Source organism: Candidatus Zixiibacteriota bacterium (assembly GCA_036480375.1).
Lineage (GTDB): Bacteria > Zixibacteria > MSB-5A5 > GN15 > JAAZOE01 > JAZGGI01.
Genome location: JAZGGI010000022.1, coordinates 42,005 through 60,323, shown reverse-complemented (window position 1 = coordinate 60,323; position 18,319 = coordinate 42,005). Strand labels below are relative to the sequence as shown.

The following is an 18,319-nucleotide window of genomic DNA, read 5'->3' as shown; positions in this document are numbered from 1 at the left end:
GCTATGCTGAAAGTAACCGCGTATCAGAATGTAAATTTGCCGGACAAGACGATTCGTCCCGCCGGACCGATTCAACCGGCCGGCAAGGCGAATGGGACCGGAACCAAGGTTAATTTCAAATCGACCCTTGATGAGGTTGTTCAGAAAAACGCCAATATTAATTTTTCGGCTCATGCCCGGGCGCGTTTGCATTCGCGCGGCGTGGTACTGGACGATGCCATGTTGAATGCTTTGTCTCAGGCGATTGATAAGGCTGAGGCTAAGGGCGCTCGGGAATCACTGGTATTATCCAATGACGCGGCTTACGTCGTTTCAGTAACTAATCGCACCGTCATTACTGCTTTTGACAAAGACAATCTGCGGGACGGTGTCTTCACCGCGATAGACAGCGCGATAATTTTGTAATATGGAATTTTTGGAAATGGAAATAATGGAAATAATGGAAAAATCAGCGAACAGTTGGACTCCGCTTGGGCGGAGGGACTGGTACGCACAGAAGGAGGATGTGGTCTCATGATGAGTTCACTTTTCGCCGGTGTAACCGGTTTGCGCAATCACCAGACAAAGATGAATGTGATTGGTAATAATATATCAAACGTCAATACGATAGGCTTTAAAGGCGGTCGAGTCACTTTTCAGGAAGCTCTGGTTCAGACTCTGAAAGGCGCCGGTCGGCCAACGGCTCTATCGGGCGGTACTAACCCGGTTCAGATGGGACTGGGTATGAAAATAGCGGCTATTGATACACTGTTCCATCAGGGCGGACTTGAAAATACCGGACAAATTACCGACCTGGCTATTCAGGGTTCGGGATTTTTTGTCCTCTCTGACGGCATCGGTGAATTTTACTCCCGGGCCGGAGCATTTGGTATTGATGCCCAAAGTTATCTCGTAGATCCGGGCACCGGTTGGAAGGTGCGGGGTAAGATGGCCGATTCAACCGGTCATATCCCCGCTATCTCGACTATCGGTGACATTCGGCTTCCTTTCGGACAACAGGATCCGGCTCATGCGACAACGACAATTAATCTGGCTAATAACCTTGATAGCGCCGCCACTGATTCAATCGCCACCCTTATGCTTTCCGGAGGGACCGGAATTGACCAGGTAACCGGTATGGCCGAAGATGGCGCCGGCGGCTTACACGTAGTTGTTATTGACGATAACGGCGGTAATGGCCAGGCGGTACGCTCTACATTTGACCCGACCACGGCTGGTCCGGGAAACCTTAATGGCGCCATGACAGGAAATACCACCCTGGCTGATCTTGGCGTAGATGCTACCGGACTGGACTTTGATATTACTGTTGACGGAACCACCACTACTCAAATTCGAGGATTAACTCTATTGTCAACTATTGCAAATGTGGTTGATTCTATAAATAACATTGCAGGAGTAACCTGTACTCTTGATACGCTTACAGACCCATCCAACGCTCAGGTAATCATTGAAAGATCAAAAGCTGGATCAAATTCCGCATATTATGTTACGAGTTCAGCCGGCAATGCGGATGCGGCCGGCGTTCCGCCTCAGCCAAACCTGATAAACCGTCTTTTTGGGCTTGACGGTGCGGGCGTTCAGACCATCGGCGGATTAGATCATACTTTTACGGCTGTTGATTCCTTTACTCCGTTTGGAAAAGCCGCTGAATCACCGCATCCTTTGATTATCGCAGTCGATGAAACCACAGGTATGGCGATGGGCGTGGAAGATCTCGGTGGAGGTGGCATTACGATTAAGACGTCATCTTATCAGGGAATTTCGGCCGGTACTTTGGAAATCCAAACTGCCGCTACCCAGCACTCAACTTCTATCACAACCTATGACTCCCAGGGCGGCAAGCATACCGTCATAATGACTTTCACCAGAACGACAACCGACAACCTGTGGGATTGGGCAATTTCGCTCCCCGGAGATGAGACTATTATGGAAGGCGGATCCGGAACGATTCGCTTTAACACCGATGGTTCGCTTTTGAACTTCCAATATAACGGCGGCGCTTCGTCATTACGTTTTGATCCCGGAAATGGCGGTGATGTCGTCGACATAATGCTTAACTCCGGCAGCACTTCGCAGTTCAATGGCCTCACCGGATTCGCGGCTCCGTTTACAGCCTCAGCCATCTATCAGGATGGATATGGCATGGGTATTCTCGAGAATATGGCAATTTCACCAGACGGTACAATAACCGGGTTATTCAGTAACGGTCTGTCGCGTACTATGGCCCAGGTGATTCTGGCAGACTTTAATAACAAAGGCGGCCTGCGTCGTGCCGGACATGGCCTCTATAAAGAATCGGCCAACTCCGGAACCGCGATTCATGGTGTTGCCGGTGAAACCGTGTCGGGAACGATAAGTTCCGGCGCTTTGGAATCATCCAATGTCGATATTGCGATGGAGTTCACCAACATGATTACCGCTCAGCGCGGTTTTCAGGCTAACGCCCGGGTAATTACTACATCTGATAGTATGCTCGATGAATTGGTGAATCTGAAACGTTAAGGATAAATGACAATGATTACGGTGACAAGATTAAACGGAGAAGAGCTGGTAATAAATTCGGATTTGATTGAGTTTATTGAGGCTACTCCGGATACGATAGTCTCCCTTGTTACCGGAAAAAAGATAATGATACAGGAATCAGCGGAAATTGTAGTTGAAAAAGTAGCTGAATTCAAAAGGCTTTCTTCGGGAATTAATATCTCGGAGAAGGCCCCCAATTTAGAGGGAGTTAATCATGCCGGATGATGATAACACTATGATGGAAGTTGAGGAAACGGAATCGTCCGAAACTTCAAAAGGTTCATCACCGATTGTAAAGTACGGCATTTACGCCGCCATTGTCATAGTGATGGTTATGGCGGCCTGGTTTGTAACCTTGAAGGTTGTCAAGCCAATGTTTGCCGGAGGAGATGAGGCGGCGGAAGTAGCCGAAGATGAATCAAAATCGGGACATGAAGAGCAAGCCGAGGAAAGCGAAGATTCTCATGCCTCAACCGAAAGGGACTCTCACTCGAGCGGTTCTGAAGATGAAGATTATGGAGATGTTCCGGACAGTGATATCTACTTGATAAATGAAATTATCGTCAATCCCGCCGGAACAGGAGGAACCCGATTTTTATCGACATCAATCGGTTTTGAGCTGAAAAGCGCCAAGGCCGGAAAGTTGTTCCGCGAACGGGACGCTGTCGTTCGCGATGCTTTGATTACAATACTTTCTTCGCAGTCGGTTCCTCAGTTGAGCGACTTTAAGCAACGGGAACGCCTCCGCAAATTAATCAAGTTGCGGGTACAAAAATTACTCAAGACAGATGACATCGAAGCGGTGTATTTCACCGAGTTTGCGATGCAATAGTAAAGAGGACGCAAAGTGGCAAAAATTCTTTCACAGGATGAGATTGACGCGCTGCTCTCGACGGTAACTTCGGGAGATGATATTGAAGGCGAAAAGGAAGTCGCCGCCGCCGACCGGCTGCGCTCGGTTGTGGTTTATGATTTTAAGCACCCCAACCGAGTGTCAAAAGATCAGTTGCGTACGATCGAGAACATGCATGATAACTTCGCCGGTCATATTGGTTCGGTACTTTCCAATATTCATCGAGCCATGCTTGATGTCGATTTGGTGTCGGTTGATCAGATAACCTACAGCGAATTTATAATGTCGCTGGTTTCACCGTCATGTACTTTCACATTTACGGCCGAACCTCTGGATGGTGCCTGCATTGTCGATTTTAATCCGACTCTGACTTATGCTTTTGTCGAACGCATGTTCGGTGGGATGGGTAAGGTTCTCGATACGGGCCGTGAGTTGACCGGTATTGAACGCTCACTCATGAATCGTATTGTCCGGGTTATTTTTAAAGAGCTCGAGGATGCCTGGGCACATATTTGTCCCATTCAAATCGAGCAAAAGAGTCTGGAGACCAACCCTCAGTTCGTGCAAATTGTACCGCCTGGCGAGACAGTAATTGTTATCTCGCTTCAGCTCAAACTTTTCCAGTCGACCGGATTGATAACCATATGCTACCCCTATATAGCTCTGGAAAATATCATCGGGAAACTATCAGCTCAAAACTGGATTGACGCGACCAAACGAAAATCAATGGAAATCGATGAAGAAGTCAATCGTGAAAATCTTCTTGGGCTGGCAGTTCCGATGCAGGCAATACTGGCTGGTACGGAAGTACGAATCAGGGAATTCATCAATATGAAAGTTGGGGATATTATTACCACCAACACAAAAATAAATAAAGAAATGGATATTTTTATTAGAAATCGGAAAAAGCTATTGGGTCGGCCCGGATTGATCGGTAATAAAAAGGGCTTTACGATTATCAAGATTTTGGAAGAGATCGGAAAGGAGTAATAACAAATGCCGGATGAAAACAAACCGGATTCCTCATTGGATGAGGAACAGCAGGCGGTCAACAGCGCCACGGAAAACGCTGATGATGCTAACGCTGAAAGCCAGGAAGCATCTGATGCTGCTCAAGCTGAAGCCGCTGATGATTCCGGAAGCTCAGGTTCGGAAGAGATGAGTGGTGGCGCCGAAATCTCAGAATCCGGAGATAGTGAAGAAGCCGAGGCCGAGGATGATTCCGGATTAGGCGCCGAGGGAGAGGGCGCCGCGGAATTTGACAAAATGGTAAACGAAGAGGACGTCTCTGAAGAAAATGCTGAAGCGGCGATGCTGGCCATGATGGAAGAATCGGATAGCGCCGAAGGCGATAGTCTTGATGAATTTCCCGATTTGAGCGGAATCAAAATGGAACAGCCGGAAGCTCATCCCGCTGAATTCCAGCAGTTGAGTCCTACTCCTTCGGAAACTGATTCGCACAGGAATATTGACATTTTGCTGGATGTCAAGATGCCGGTATCGATTGAACTGGGGCGAACCAGTATGGCTATTTCTGATTTATTGACACTCGGTCCCGGATCGGTTGTTGAGCTCAATAAACTGGCCGGTGAGCCGGTAGATTTGTTAGTCAATAATGCCGTGGTTGCCAAGGGTGAAGTTGTGGTTGTAGATGAAAACTTTGGCGTTCGTATCACACTATTAATGTCTCCCGAGGAAAGACTGAAGAGCTTGGCTCAACAATAAATTGATACAGGGAGGAGCATGGGAAGAGATGTATATTAAATGCCTGACATGGCTGGGATTACTGTTAGTATTATTCATAATCCCAATTATGGCCGATAATGAAATGCCGGTCGAAGCGGTTCAAAATCAGCAATCTGCAGTACAAAATCCTGCATCAGATGGGCCGGAAGTACCCTCGATAACGAGCGAAGTCTTACCGTCGCTTTCCCGCATCGGGATCGCCCTGGCGGTTATTGTCGCAATCATATACCTGACCGTTTTTCTTCTGAGAAAATTATCGGGTAATGGTCTGGGGCGAGCCGCGCGGGGAAAAACTGTGCAGGTCGTCGAACATACTTATTTGGCGCCTAAGAAATCAGTCTGCCTCTTGAAAATGGCTGACCGGGCGATATTGGTCGGTATTACCGAAGCAAATATTAACCTTTTGACAGAATGCGAGTGGGACGAACTACCCGAAGAAAATCGCCAAATGATAACCAAATCGTCAAAGGGATTTCAAAACGCTCTAACGGAAGCCGCGGGGAAACTTTTTAAAAACAGAGCAGTCAAAGGAGGCGGAAATGAAACGACAGTGTAATTCCGCCCAACCAAAATGGCTGTTCAGGCTCGTATTGATTGGAGTCTTTCTTATAATCATGTTTGGCGCATCCGCACAGGCGCAAACAGCCTTGCCAAAAATATCTTTAGGGGTTGAGCCATCCGAAAACGCAAGTGATTTATCGGTCGCACTTCAGATAGTATTGATGTTAACCGTTTTGACTCTGGCTCCATCAATTTTGGTGATGATGACATCTTTCATTCGGATAGTCATAGTCCTTTCGTTTCTGCGCCAGGCCATCGGCACCAATCAAATGCCGCCAAATCAGTTGATCATTGCGTTGGCCCTCATCTTAACTTTTTTTGTTATGTCGCCGGTGGCGAATAAAGCCTATGATCAAGGACTTAAGCCTTATCTGGATGGGGAGATTACTCAGGAAGCGGCCTTTGAAAGCGGTATGGAGCCGATTCGCACTTTTATGCTGAAACAGGTTCGTGAAAAAGACCTCGCGTTATTTGTAAAACTCTCTGGGATGGAGCAGCCAAAAAATAGAGATGAAATCCCAACCCGACTGTTAATTCCCGGATTTGTCATCAGTGAACTCAGAACGGCATTTCAAATCGCGTTCGTTATCTTTATTCCGTTTTTGATTATTGATATGGTCGTGGCATCGGTTTTGATGTCGATGGGTATGTTAATGTTACCACCCATAATGGTGGCTCTGCCATTTAAAATACTACTCTTTGTATTGGTGGACGGGTGGTACCTGATTGTAAAAGCTTTAGTTGAATCGTTTAGGTAGGTGAGTTATGACTCCACAATTTGTATTATCACTGGGCCGAGAGGCAATTATGCTGACCCTAATGGTATCGGCGCCGATGTTAGCTTTCGGACTTATTGTAGGTTTAATTATCTCTTTACTGCAGGCCGTAACGCAGGTTCATGAGATGACACTGACCTTTATTCCCAAAATCGTTGCGGTGGCCACCGCCCTGCTGATCTTTTTACCCTGGATGATTAATCTGATCGTAGATTTTACGACGCGATTGTTCGAATCAATACCCAGTTTGGCTGCCTGAAAATTATTCCTATGCCGTTAGGCAATCTCTTCCTGTCCGGCCGCTCATTTATATGAGCGGCCTTTTAAATATCTCCTTAAGTAAATCATAGACAACGACTTAATCTTTGTGGGGTGGCTGTTTCAATCCGGCACACCGGTTGCAATTCGTGAGGGTGATAACCTTTAATGTAGGTGGGAAGAGTGCTGGATTTTGTCAACTTTGGCGCAGAAAAAATTCAATTATTTGTTCTATTGATGATGCGTATAGGGGGGATTATGGTCGCCGCCCCGATATTTTCGCATCGATCAATTCCCAAAAAACTCGCGGTGGGAATGTCTTTAGGGTTCGCTACCGTTCTTCTGCCGATTATGAGCAACGCTCAATTTCCACTGACTGAAAGCCTGATCGATTTACTGATTCTTTGTCTTAAAGAAATACTGGTTGGAGTATTTATCGGATTCATTTTTTCCATACTGTTCATTGGCGTGAGGTTGGCCGGTTCGGTAGTCGGTTATCAAATCGGATTCGCGATGGTCAATGTCGTTGATCCCAACTCACCCAGGCCGGTTTCAATACTTGGCGAGTTGTGGTTTTTGCTGGCGACTCTAATCTTTCTTTTCATCAACGGACACCATGCCATTATCGGCGGTTTGGTTGATTCATTCAAACTGATTCCCCTGGGATTATCAACACCATCGGGGGCGGTCGGCGAATGGATAATAAAATACAGTTCGTTCGCGTTTATTTTGGCCGTCAAATTTGCCGCTCCGGTAATGATGACGGTGTTTCTGGTTGAAGTATCGATGGGCGTTTTGGCCCGCACCATGCCCCAGATGAATATTTTTATTGTGGGCTTTCCTCTGAAAATTTTTACAGGATTGCTTTTGATAGGCCTGTCGCTACCGGCTTTTTCAATGATCCTGCGCAATTTCAACGCCGCCCTCAATAAGGAGATGGCGCATTTGATGAAACTGTTTGAAGTGAGCGGGAATATTTAGACATGGCTGATAAACCATCACAGGAAAAAACAGAGAAGGCAACACCACGGAAGCTAAAGAAAGCCCGTGAAAAAGGACAGGTCGCCCGTTCAATGGAATTGAACTCGGTGATTATCGTCAGTTTTGCCTTTATGACTCTGTTTTTGATGGGTCCCATTATTTTTAACCAGATGGGTGACTTGATTCGCCATACGTTCACCGAGGCGCCCAATATGACTCTTGTTCCCGACAGCTTTCATAAAATATTTTCCAATAAAGTGATGAATTTCGCCGCTATTGTCGGGCCGGTTCTTTTGATTGTAGCAATTATTGCCTTCGGAATTAACGTCGCGCAGGTAGGATTCATGATGTCTTTCAAAACAATTGAGCCCAAATTCGATAAGCTCAATATCATTAAAGGTTTTGGCCGACTACTATCCAAGCGGTCGATGGTTCAGTTAGTTCGAGATGTTGTCAAAACGATTTTAATCGCGATCGTCGCTTATACAACCATCTCGGGATGGATGCCCGATATCCTTGTGGTGGGAACCAAAGCGACGGGTCAACTCGGAATCAATCTGGGTAAACTGGCCCTGGTTCTGGCGCTAAAATTATCCGCGGTACTGTTTATCCTGGCTCTGTTCGATTTTGCGTTCCAGCGTTGGGATTTTGCCAATCAGCAAAAGATGACCAAGCAGGAAGTCCGCGAAGAAATGAAAGATACGGATGGAAATCCGGTTCTCAAAGGCCGCATTAAGCAGGTGCAGAGGGATATGGCGAGGCGCCGAATGATTTCTGAAGTACCCGAAGCTGATGTGGTCGTGACCAACCCGACTCTTATTGCTGTTGCTCTTAAATATGATTCCGATGTAATGGCGGCTCCTATGGTGGTTGCCAAGGGGCAACGACTGATCGCCAGGAAGATTAAACAAATCGCCAAAAAATATGATATCCCGATTGTTGAAAATAAGCCGTTGGCAAGATCATTGTTCAAGATGGTTGATATAGGTTCGTATGTGCCGGCCGAACTCTATCGCGCTATAGCTGAAGTTCTGGCATATATCTATAAACTAAAGGGCAAGGGAGGAGTAGCGCGTGCCTGAGCAAAAAACCTCCCTGTTGGAAACGATCACTAATCATAGTGATATAGCTATGGCCGGATTGGTTGTCGCGGTTATCGCTGTTCTGGTTTTACCAATACCGCCCGGATTGCTCGACTTTGCTCTGGCGTTTAATATCGCCTTCTCAATTGTGATTATAATCGCCACGCTCTATGTCACCAGCCCGCTTGATCTTTCGGTTTTCCCGGGGATGCTTTTAATTGTTACGCTGGTGCGATTGTCTCTCAATGTAGCTTCGACACGATTAATTCTGGGCGAGGGATATGCCGGTGAGGTCATCAATTCATTTGGTAATTTTGTCGTCAAAGGCAATTACGTTGTTGGTTTCATCATCTTTTTCATTCTGGTTATTATCCAGTTTGTCGTCATCACGAAAGGCGCTACCCGAATTTCTGAGGTAGCGGCCCGTTTTACTCTCGATGCCATGCCCGGAAAACAAATGGCCATTGACGCCGATTTGAACGCCGGGTTGATATCCGATGACGACGCTCGAAAGAGACGATTGGAAATCAGCCGGGAAGCGGATTTTTACGGAGCGATGGACGGCGCCTCCAAGTTTGTGCGCGGAGACGCCATTGCCGGTATCCTGATAACCGTGATTAACGTCATTGGCGGTTTCATTGTCGGTATTGTCATGCGCGATCTCAGCGTTTCTCAGGCTCTCAAGACTTATACCCTGTTATCGGTCGGTGATGGACTGGTGACGCAGATACCGGCCTTAATCGTTTCCACGGCGGCTGGTATTATCGTTACCCGCTCCGCGGCTGATAACAATATGGGTAAGGATTTGACCAAACAGCTCGGATTACAGCCGCGAGCGATTATGGTGGCTTCCGGCGTTATCCTGATATTCGGAGTAGTTCCCGGTATGCCCACTCTGCCGTTTGTAATTCTTGGTACGGTTCTGGGGGTTGTCGCCTTCATGATCGAGAAAGGTAACAAAGAACAGGCGAAACAGAAGAAACTGGCTAAAGAACAATCCGAAGAAAAATTGGTCGAAGAAAGAACCGAAGACCTTCTCAAAGTCGATACCCTGGAAGTTGAGATCGGATATGGATTGATACCGATGGTCGATACTAATCAGGGCGGCGACCTTCTCGATAGAATAAGCACCATCCGAAAACAATTGGCGATAGATATGGGGATGATTGTTCCAGCCATTCGGATACGTGATAATGTTCAACTCCAGCCCAGCGAATATGCCTTCAAGATTAAAGGTCTCGTCGTTGCCAAAGCCGAATTGATGCCCGATCACATAATGGCGATTAATCCCGGATATATTGAAGATGAAATTGAGGGGTTTGATGCCGTCGAACCGGCCTTCCAACTCAAAGCGCGGTGGATTGTGCCCAATCTTAAGGAAACGGCCGAGGCTAAGGGATACACCGTCGTTGAACCGTCGGCCGTATTGGCAACCCATCTAACGGAAATTATCAAATGCAATGCCAGCGAGATTATTTCCCGACAGGATATTAAACATCTCCTGGATACTTTGAAAGAAGATCAGCCGACTCTGGTTGAAGGCGTCGTTCCGGAAGTCCTTTCGCTGCCGACGATTCATAAAATTCTGCAAATGCTGCTATCGGAAAGAGTCCCGATTCGAGATCTGGGAACGATCATGGAAACGGTCGGCGATTATGCCTCGATCACCAAAGATGCCGAGGTTCTCTCGGAATATTGCCGCATTTCTCTCAGACGGCGCATATCGGATATGCTCAAAGATGATAAGGGCAAAATACATTGCTTCACATTATCGCCCAGCGTTGAGCAACTCCTGGCCGATTCCATTCAGAACACCAAACAAGGAATAATGATAGTTATGCCGCCGGAGGTTAGCGAGCGGCTGATAAATGAAACGGTCAAACAGGCGGAGCAGCTATCCACGGCCGGACATCATCCGATTTGCCTGACCTCGCCCAATATAAGATTGGCTTTCCGCAGGCTGATGGAAGTATCCCTGCCGCAGTTGACCGTGGTCTCTTACAATGAAATTCACAGGGACATAGAATTAGTCTCATGCGGATTAGTGGAGATGCAAAATGATAGTTAAATCATTTGCCGCCGATACGGTGGCGGGAGCTTTGAAAAAAGTTCGCAGCGAGTTGGGTGGGGAAGCGGTAATTCTCCGAACCCGAAAAATTGAAACCGACCGGCAAAGACAGATGGGCGGTCGAGTTGAAGTAACAGCTTGCGTCGATAAATCGGGCGACCGAGCGACTCTGTCTGAACCTAAGACAATCCAGGTTCAAAGACCGGTTCATGATATTCCCACAAAAGCGATCAAAAACTCGAATGCCTCATTTCCGGCCGAAGCCATTACACATAAGCTCGATTTCCTCATGGATTTATTCCAGATGCCTATAAGACGGCAAACCTATTCCCGGAATTTTTCAAGAATATTCTCGGCAATGATCGATGCCGATATCCCGGAATATTACGCCTGCGAGATAACAGACAAATTGCGGGACAAAATGTCGGAATCAGCCGAATTTGATGATCTCCGTTCGATGGCGATTGATTTAATATGCGAAAATTTGCCTTCTCGAAAATCCGAACAGCGGTTTAAAATCGGTGATAGAATTGTTTTTGTCGGTCCTTCCGGCTCCGGCAAAACATCAACTATGGGCCGTCTGGCCGGTCATCTGATTGCTAATGAAAAATTACCGGTAAACTTGACGTCTCTCGATCAAGTGAAAGTCTCCGCACCGGAGGAGTTTCATATTTACGCTGATATACTCGACGTTGATTACTTCGACATGCCGCGGCATGTCGATAAAGGGCTTCTTGATTCACTGGGCAAAGACAAAATAACAATCATTGATACTCCCGCCCTAAATCGATACGACACTCAATCAATCGCCTTGTATGCCGAAAAACTCGCTCGCATAAGAGCCGATCGGGTGGTTGGAATTTTCCCGGCGTGGTTCCGGGCATCGGATCTTATGGAATGTCTTTTGGCGTATCAACCGCTTGGTTTTACCGAACTGGCCGTGACTATGACCGATCAAACCCATCGCCTGGGAGGAATTTTGACGGCGTCGATACAAACCGGATTACCGATTGCAATGGTCGGCGCGGGTACCAAAGCCGGACAATTTGACGCTTATCCGGAATATCGACCGTTGGTGCAATCACTCTTCGGCAGAGGGGAGGGATTCTAAGATGTCAAATCGTTTGAACCTTAAAAAACCGCCCGAGCCGGGATTTCTCACAGCCGGAATGATATCAGTCGCATCGGGCAAAGGCGGAGTGGGCAAATCAATCATATCATATAATCTTGCCCGGGCGCTGTCTGAAAGTAAAAAAGTGCTATTGGTCGATGGCGATTTTCAAATGGGCAATATCGCTTTGCTATCAAATGTTGCCTCGGATTATGGTTGGGGTGATGCTTGTGGCGGCATTACTGAGATTGAAAATTGCGTAATCAAAGCCAGTGATAGGTTGGATATCCTGCCGTCGGCCGGCGCTAAGACGGAAATCAAATTACCGGAAATTAACGCCCTCGCAAAATCAATGGTTCGCCTCCGGGAGATGCTTGACAATTATGATTTAATAATTATCGATACGGCTTCCGGAATATTGCCTCAAACCTATCTGATACTAAACGCCGTTGACAAAAATATATTAATCACGACTCCCGAATTGACATCTTTGACCGATACCTACGCCCTTTATAAAATCCTGATTACCAATAACTCCAATCTCGAAGTAGCTCTTCTTATCAATCGCGAAGATCGGTTGGAGGATATTAAATATATTTACCGGAAGTTTACGGCGATTACAAATCAATTCCTTAAGATAAATCCATCCTATCTGGGTTGGATTCCAAACGATAATACCCTGGTTGATTCGGTGGCGATGCAAAAAAGCGTTTTCGATTTCGCCCCCGATTGCCGCAGCGCCCGCCAATTTATGGCTCTTACCGGGCTACTGGCGGAATCTGAAATCACTGAAAGTTTTGATAGCAAACCCTTAAGCTTAAGCCCGCAAGGGGCCGATATAAAGGAATAGCAGACAAATGATTAGCACAGTCAAGGATAAAAGACAACGCGGGATTGCCAAGGCCGCAGAAGCTAAGCCGAAGGATGACAAGAAAACCGCCGCCCAGAAGGAAAAGGCAAAGCGCGACGCGGAAGCCAGAAGAGAATGGCTCCGATACCAAAAGTGTCAGGATCCTGAAATCCGCCGCAAGCTCTTGAATCGTTATTTGCCTCTGGTGCGAAATGTCGCCGGACGGATGGCGATAAATTTCCCTCGGTCGGTGGAATTGAGCGATCTGATCAATACCGGAGTTATCGGCCTGACGGAGGCTTTCAAGAAATTTGATCCCGACCGGGGCGTCAAGTTCGAGACTTATGCCGTGCCCCGGATAAGAGGAGCTATTCTTGATGAATTGCGGGCTCTCGACTGGGTGCCAAGATCGACCCGAGCTAAGGCTAGAGAAATTGAGCGGGCGCTATTGGATTTTGAAAATAAAATGGGCCGGGCGCCCAACGATGATGAACTGGCTAAGAGCCTGAAAGTTGATGTACAGGAATTGCATTATGCCCTGGAAGATGTTTCCAAAACGGCTCTTCTATCTCTGGATGAATTGATTTTCAGGGAGGAAGATAATCGCCAGGTTCCGCGCATTGAGACTGTCGAAGATGGAAAAGCCAATACGACGCTCAAAAAGCTTGAGCGGAGCGAGCTCCAGGCGTTTTTAGTGTATGCCATAGAGAAATTGACTGAGCAGGAAAAATTAGTGATCGCTTTGTATTACTACGAGGAATTGACGCTGAAAGAGATAGGCGAAGTAATGAAAATATCGGAGTCCCGGGTTTCTCAGATTCACACCAAGGCGGTTCTTAAGTTGCGAGGAATGGTTCGCGAGAAATTCGGTCTCACCTAAATCCGCCAAAATCCGGCGGGAGGAGGTGTTATGGTACGTCCCATCGATTTGCAGGATAACCTGGCCAAGACCCAGGCTGCCGAAAGGATGAACCAGATCCAGAAATCTCACGGCGAGATGGGGCAGAGGCAGGTTGCCGACGCTCTCAAAGAACAAGCCGCCGCCGAAATGGAACGAACACGTGAGACACAGGAAACGGATATGGTAATTATTAGAGGCGATAAGGAAAAAGAGAAAAAAGAAAAGAAGCGGGATAAAAAGAAAAATGATGAGACCGCCGAAAACGATAAAGAGCAGTCGGGTCACCTTGATTTAACAGGATAGGAAAAAAGGAAGTAACAAAATGGATTTTTCACAGGATGTGTTAATTGAATTCGGCCTGAACCTGGCCGGGTATTTGATGGTGGCCATGCTTGTTTTACTGCTGGTCAATCGTCGCCAGGCTCGCAAAGATGGGAATGCGACAGAAGATAACACCAATCGCGTAAAGACGCGGACACGACAAAAAATTGATGCCTTAACTCAGCCCAATCCGGAATTTATGTCGCTCAAAAAATCCCGCGGTGCGGCCTCTCCCTTAGATGAAATCGTCGAAAAGCAAGCGGGGCATGAAGAAAATATAATTCCTGTATTTACATCTGACGACCGGCAGAAAAACAGGCGAGAAATTTATCGACAGGCGCGCAGATTAATGGCGGAGGGAAAGTCAAATCATGAATTACTGGAGCAGCTCCCGTTGACAGAAGATGAATTGGAATTGATATCAGCCGTTGGAAATGCCTGAATATTTCCGGAGAAAAGAAAGGAATAAAAAATGGGCATGGATTCACCTTTATTTTTAACGAAAATTGAATGCCCAGTATGCGGGACGATTAATGAGTTTGAGACCATTAGAGTCGGCGCATATACCGAGGGGGAACGACAGACGGATTTTTGTCCGACTATCATCAAATGGCGCAATCCGCGTTATCAAAAGTATCATCCCTTACTGTTTTTCACGGTCACTTGTTCCAAGTGCTTCTACACTCGTGAATTTAACAACGCTTACAAGGAATGGAGTAAAGATAATAATTTCAGGATCTACCGCCAGAAAGTTATTAAAGAGCATCATATGGAAGAGCTTTCCTCCGGTGATTCATTTGTTAATGTGATCGGTCAGTCAATCGATCATGAAAAATATCCCGATGAAAGCGCCATTTTGAAGATGTCTTTGGCCGCTTATGATGAATTACTCTATGATCACCCGGCTCATCTTGATCTGGGAAGATTTTATCTGAGAATCGCCTGGATGTTCCGCTTTATGAATGCTGGCAATGCGACCGTGGATAAAGCCCCTCGACCGATGCATATCGATGACATTGAAAGAGCCATTAATGATTTGAATAACTGGATGACGGGACTATCTCGAAACACCGAATACCTGATAAACGCAGTCGATGCTTATTGCGTCCAGGTGGCCGGAAGCAATAGCGAGATTGAATCCGAAAAGGAGAATTATACTCAATTAATCGAAAGCCTGAAAGATCTGGGTTCAAACGGAACGGCTATCTTAAACGATCTCAAGGTGCAATTGAAGGTATCAAAAGCATCCGCGGGTGTAGTGGCAGGTTCAGGTTCCGGTGAAGCATTTTATAACTGCGGGAGTTTTTCCGAATTTTTATCCGGGTTGAGACGTTATTGGGACGGTATCGCCTGTTCCGAAATGGAAGCGATACGAATAGCGGTTAAATACTATATCGCCGCCTTTGAATCCGGTAAACAGATTGCAAAAGGGAATCCGACTCTTCAAGCGGCATATTTGATCGCCGAATTATCCCGTCAGATTGGTGATCATGACACGGCTCGCCAGTATTTCAACAACACTATTAAAACAGGGCAGGAATTTATTAACGAGATTCGCGGCGATAGAATACGTACCGCTCTGGCTCGGAAAATACTTGAAATGGCGATGAAACAAGGAAAGAAAAATCTGGCTGAGGCAAAATAGTCAATGGCATTATCGACGAAAAAAACCACAGCGAATAAGGTCCAGGTGTGGGAACGCCTGCAAATAGCCGTGGGTGAAACCGGTAAAGAGGGTATATATTCGTGCCGTGTTATGGACATAGAAAATAGAAGACTGATTATAAGTCGTCCCGAGTTTATGTACGGCGATAGTCTTCTGGCCAACAACAGGATTGTTTCGGTTCGCTTTACCCGCGCCGATGCCGCCTATTCGTTTAGGGCTCGTCTCAAAGAACTACATCCAAAATCGCCCGAAACAATGCACCTAACGGAACTGGGGCGAGTTCAGAGATTGCAGCGGAGGAGATTTGTACGACTTGATAAAATGATGCCGGTAAAATATTTCGTGCCGAAACGCCCTATTAAAGAAACGCTGGATATCTCTAAAGTCAAATATCTCGACAGCAAAACAATAAATATCTCGGCCGGCGGCTTATTGATGACGACTGAAGAGAAAATCAATCTTAATACGCTAATGGTAATTGACCTGACGCATATCAATATAAAAAATCTGCCATCATATGTAATTGCCGTTTGTCGGCAGGCTCGTCATAGCGACAAGAGGAAATGGATGACGGGCGTGGAATTTATTTTGGCCGAAGACTTGCCGAAGTTTCTCCGCAATCCTGAATTATCCTGTATTCCTGACAATCTCAAAGATTTTTATGATCGCCGACAGAACGAACTTGTATCCGAGTTATTCAATGAGCAACTGGAGATGAGGCAAAAGGGGATAATTTAACATGACGACCGGGAATGGAATAAAGCTTAATCGTCATCTGATTGAAGAGCTGCCGTTGCTGATACAGAAAGATATTACTATTAAGCTCCCCGGTACGAATAATGGAAATACCGTCTATACGGCAAAAATATTATCGGTCGATGATAATCAATTGCAAATAAATCTTCCGAAGAATATTGATGGTAACGGATATTTAAGAACATCGGCGCGAGTATTGGTTAATTTTGTTCTAAATGGTGTTTTGTATGAATCCGGAGCCGATTATATCGCGGATAATAATGCCGCTCGCATTCTTATAATTGATAGTGATATTATCAAGGCGAATCGTCGATTAACCCAGAGATTACCGCTTATTATTGAAACAGTTTATACTCCGATTTCCGATTTGAGTATGTCGTCGGGGCAATTCAGTCATTTGAGATGGAAGAAATGTCAGACGGTTGATTTCTCAAGTGGAGGAATATTGCTATCAACTTCACTGCAAGCGGATGTCGGTTCATATTTCTTATTAAATCTCGAAATCGACATGTTAGCCGGTCCGTTGTTTGTATTCGGACAAGTGCGCTGGTCGGCTAAATTGGGATATGGCAAAAGCGGGTGCAGTTGCGGGATAATGTTCATAACCGCTGACAATTTACATAATCATTTTTCCCGGCAGGCGAGGACGGCATTACCGCCCATAATGCTTGCTTTTACAAACCAAAAGCAACAAGAGCTTGGAAAATATTTAACGAAAATAAGTGAAAAAAAGGATAAAGGAGTTTAGGATGTCAGCAACCAAACACACCGGTAAAGGGTTACCGTCAACGACAACGGTCGATTTTGAGATTCGCGCGCCCTTCAAGATTATGGAGGATAATCGTCGTCGCTTTATTCGCATCGATATTGACGCACCGGTTTCGTATCAATCTATAAAATCGGACGATGGGTTTTGGCCCACGGGCGACGGTCCTTCCGGCGAGGGCGAAATCATCAATATTTCGGCTGGCGGGATACTGATGTTTATCGAACAACCCCTTTTGGAAAATACCATTCTGTCGATGTCCCTGCGCCTCGAAGGATGCGAAACGATTGATAATATCCTGGGTAGAGTCAAGCGGGTTGAGATGGATTCGGGTGGATACCTTGTCGGCGTGGAGTCGATTACCCGCGAAAAACTCAACGACAATATGAGTCAAATCGAATTGGGACAGCTATCCACTGATCTGTCGTCATTCACCGAGCGGCTCAGGAATTTGCTCAATAATTATATTTACTCAAGGAAATTAAATGAAACCGATGACGCCTAAAATATTAACGGCGCTAATAATGGTCGTACTCTGTGTCAATGCGGTGGCAGTGGCACAATCGGACCAGAGAACCATATCGATTGTTATAGAAAAGCAAAAAAGCGATATTTATGACCTGGCATTAATTGACCGGTTGGTCGAAAAGCTGTCGATGCAAATGAATCTCAAAGTGATTGTCTCCGCGGAAGACAGCACTTTGCCGACTCCTCCGAATGAAAGGTTTAATCTCGAACGATTATTGGAATGGGGACACGAATGCGGCTCGAGGTATTTAATATATTTGCGGTTGGATAATAGAGAAATTGTAACTCGCAAGCGCACTTCAATTCCCTACATATTGAATCGTTATATTGTCGAGGGCCAGGTTGACGGCATGTTTAGCTTTATTGATTTAAATCGCGGTAAAATTATCAGCACCTGGAAATTGAAAACGAGAATTTCCGGTCCAAGACAATGGCAGTTGGCTGAAGATTACCCCGATGATCCTGATCTACATATGTCAGCCCCTCAAAAAATAAGATTTTTGCGAAAGTTGGAAGATAAAGCGGCATCCGAAATTGTTACCGAAATTAAGCCACATCTAAGAGGCAGATAG

Annotated in this window: 22 protein-coding genes; all 22 read left to right on the top strand. The window is 46.1% G+C overall.

The features are described 5' to 3' along the window. The first annotated feature begins 3 nt into the window (after window positions 1–3). The 22 genes from V3V99_05685 (at window position 4) to V3V99_05580 (ending at window position 18,319) form a co-directional block, all read left to right on the top strand. Window positions 4–405 carry a TIGR02530 family flagellar biosynthesis protein gene (locus V3V99_05685; protein ID MEE9442141.1) on the top strand — a complete coding sequence of 134 codons (402 nt, stop codon included), beginning with the start codon at window positions 4–6 and terminating at the stop codon, window positions 403–405. A 108-nt stretch (window positions 406–513) separates the two neighbouring features. After that, the gene (locus tag V3V99_05680) at window positions 514–2,502 is read left to right on the top strand and encodes a flagellar hook-basal body complex protein (GenBank protein MEE9442140.1); all 1,989 of its coding nucleotides are present in this window, start codon (window positions 514–516) and stop codon (window positions 2,500–2,502) included. A 12-nt stretch (window positions 2,503–2,514) separates the two neighbouring features. Continuing rightward, window positions 2,515–2,748, top strand: coding sequence for a flagellar FlbD family protein (locus tag V3V99_05675; protein ID MEE9442139.1), 234 nt, complete (start codon window positions 2,515–2,517; stop codon window positions 2,746–2,748). Continuing rightward, complete coding sequence (locus V3V99_05670; protein MEE9442138.1) at window positions 2,738–3,355, top strand: flagellar basal body-associated FliL family protein; 618 nt, start codon at window positions 2,738–2,740, stop codon at window positions 3,353–3,355. Before V3V99_05675 ends, V3V99_05670 begins: the two co-directional genes overlap by 11 nt. A 15-nt stretch (window positions 3,356–3,370) precedes the next feature. Further along, on the top strand, window positions 3,371–4,366 hold the full coding sequence (fliM, locus tag V3V99_05665) for a flagellar motor switch protein FliM (protein ID MEE9442137.1): 996 nt from the start codon (window positions 3,371–3,373) through the stop codon (window positions 4,364–4,366). A gap of 6 nt (window positions 4,367–4,372) precedes the next feature. Further along, window positions 4,373–5,101, top strand: coding sequence for a flagellar motor switch protein FliN (gene fliN / locus V3V99_05660; protein ID MEE9442136.1), 729 nt, complete (start codon window positions 4,373–4,375; stop codon window positions 5,099–5,101). Between the two features lie 28 nt (window positions 5,102–5,129). Continuing rightward, entirely contained in the window at window positions 5,130–5,678 is a 549-nt protein-coding gene (gene fliO, locus V3V99_05655) for a flagellar biosynthetic protein FliO (protein MEE9442135.1), read from the top strand. Continuing rightward, window positions 5,662–6,441: a flagellar type III secretion system pore protein FliP gene (gene fliP, locus V3V99_05650; protein ID MEE9442134.1), complete on the top strand. Its 780-nt coding sequence runs from the start codon at window positions 5,662–5,664 to the stop codon at window positions 6,439–6,441. Before fliO ends, fliP begins: the two co-directional genes overlap by 17 nt. Before the next feature lie 7 nt (window positions 6,442–6,448). Further along, window positions 6,449–6,718 carry a flagellar biosynthesis protein FliQ gene (gene fliQ / locus V3V99_05645; protein MEE9442133.1) on the top strand — a complete coding sequence of 90 codons (270 nt, stop codon included), beginning with the start codon at window positions 6,449–6,451 and terminating at the stop codon, window positions 6,716–6,718. Window positions 6,719–6,900: 182 nt separating this feature from the next. Continuing rightward, window positions 6,901–7,698 carry a flagellar biosynthetic protein FliR gene (gene fliR / locus V3V99_05640; protein ID MEE9442132.1) on the top strand — a complete coding sequence of 266 codons (798 nt, stop codon included), beginning with the start codon at window positions 6,901–6,903 and terminating at the stop codon, window positions 7,696–7,698. Window positions 7,699–7,700: 2 nt separating this feature from the next. Next, entirely contained in the window at window positions 7,701–8,780 is a 1,080-nt protein-coding gene (gene flhB / locus V3V99_05635; GenBank protein MEE9442131.1) for a flagellar biosynthesis protein FlhB, read from the top strand. After that, window positions 8,773–10,848: a flagellar biosynthesis protein FlhA gene (gene flhA / locus V3V99_05630; protein ID MEE9442130.1), complete on the top strand. Its 2,076-nt coding sequence runs from the start codon at window positions 8,773–8,775 to the stop codon at window positions 10,846–10,848. The genes flhB and flhA overlap by 8 nt, the downstream gene beginning before the upstream one ends. Next, window positions 10,838–11,959, top strand: a complete 1,122-nt coding sequence (locus V3V99_05625) for a hypothetical protein (GenBank protein MEE9442129.1) — start codon at window positions 10,838–10,840, stop codon at window positions 11,957–11,959. The genes flhA and V3V99_05625 overlap by 11 nt, the downstream gene beginning before the upstream one ends. 1 nt (window position 11,960) lies before the next feature. Further along, on the top strand, window positions 11,961–12,809 hold the full coding sequence (locus tag V3V99_05620) for an AAA family ATPase (protein ID MEE9442128.1): 849 nt from the start codon (window positions 11,961–11,963) through the stop codon (window positions 12,807–12,809). A 7-nt stretch (window positions 12,810–12,816) separates the two neighbouring features. Next, window positions 12,817–13,689 (top strand): FliA/WhiG family RNA polymerase sigma factor, encoded by an 873-nt coding sequence (locus tag V3V99_05615; GenBank protein ID MEE9442127.1) that lies wholly within the window; start codon window positions 12,817–12,819, stop codon window positions 13,687–13,689. A gap of 30 nt (window positions 13,690–13,719) precedes the next feature. Beyond that, the gene (locus V3V99_05610; protein ID MEE9442126.1) at window positions 13,720–14,013 is read left to right on the top strand and encodes a hypothetical protein; all 294 of its coding nucleotides are present in this window, start codon (window positions 13,720–13,722) and stop codon (window positions 14,011–14,013) included. A 19-nt stretch (window positions 14,014–14,032) separates the two neighbouring features. Next, complete coding sequence (locus V3V99_05605) at window positions 14,033–14,473, top strand: hypothetical protein (protein MEE9442125.1); 441 nt, start codon at window positions 14,033–14,035, stop codon at window positions 14,471–14,473. Between the two features lie 30 nt (window positions 14,474–14,503). After that, window positions 14,504–15,676, top strand: coding sequence for a DUF2225 domain-containing protein (locus V3V99_05600; protein ID MEE9442124.1), 1,173 nt, complete (start codon window positions 14,504–14,506; stop codon window positions 15,674–15,676). Window positions 15,677–15,679: 3 nt separating this feature from the next. Continuing rightward, on the top strand, window positions 15,680–16,435 hold the full coding sequence (locus V3V99_05595; protein MEE9442123.1) for a flagellar brake domain-containing protein: 756 nt from the start codon (window positions 15,680–15,682) through the stop codon (window positions 16,433–16,435). Window position 16,436: 1 nt separating this feature from the next. Then, the gene (locus tag V3V99_05590; GenBank protein MEE9442122.1) at window positions 16,437–17,201 is read left to right on the top strand and encodes a PilZ domain-containing protein; all 765 of its coding nucleotides are present in this window, start codon (window positions 16,437–16,439) and stop codon (window positions 17,199–17,201) included. Between the two features lies 1 nt (window position 17,202). Next, on the top strand, window positions 17,203–17,724 hold the full coding sequence (locus V3V99_05585) for a PilZ domain-containing protein (GenBank protein MEE9442121.1): 522 nt from the start codon (window positions 17,203–17,205) through the stop codon (window positions 17,722–17,724). Continuing rightward, window positions 17,705–18,319 (top strand): hypothetical protein, encoded by a 615-nt coding sequence (locus tag V3V99_05580; protein MEE9442120.1) that lies wholly within the window; start codon window positions 17,705–17,707, stop codon window positions 18,317–18,319. Before V3V99_05585 ends, V3V99_05580 begins: the two co-directional genes overlap by 20 nt.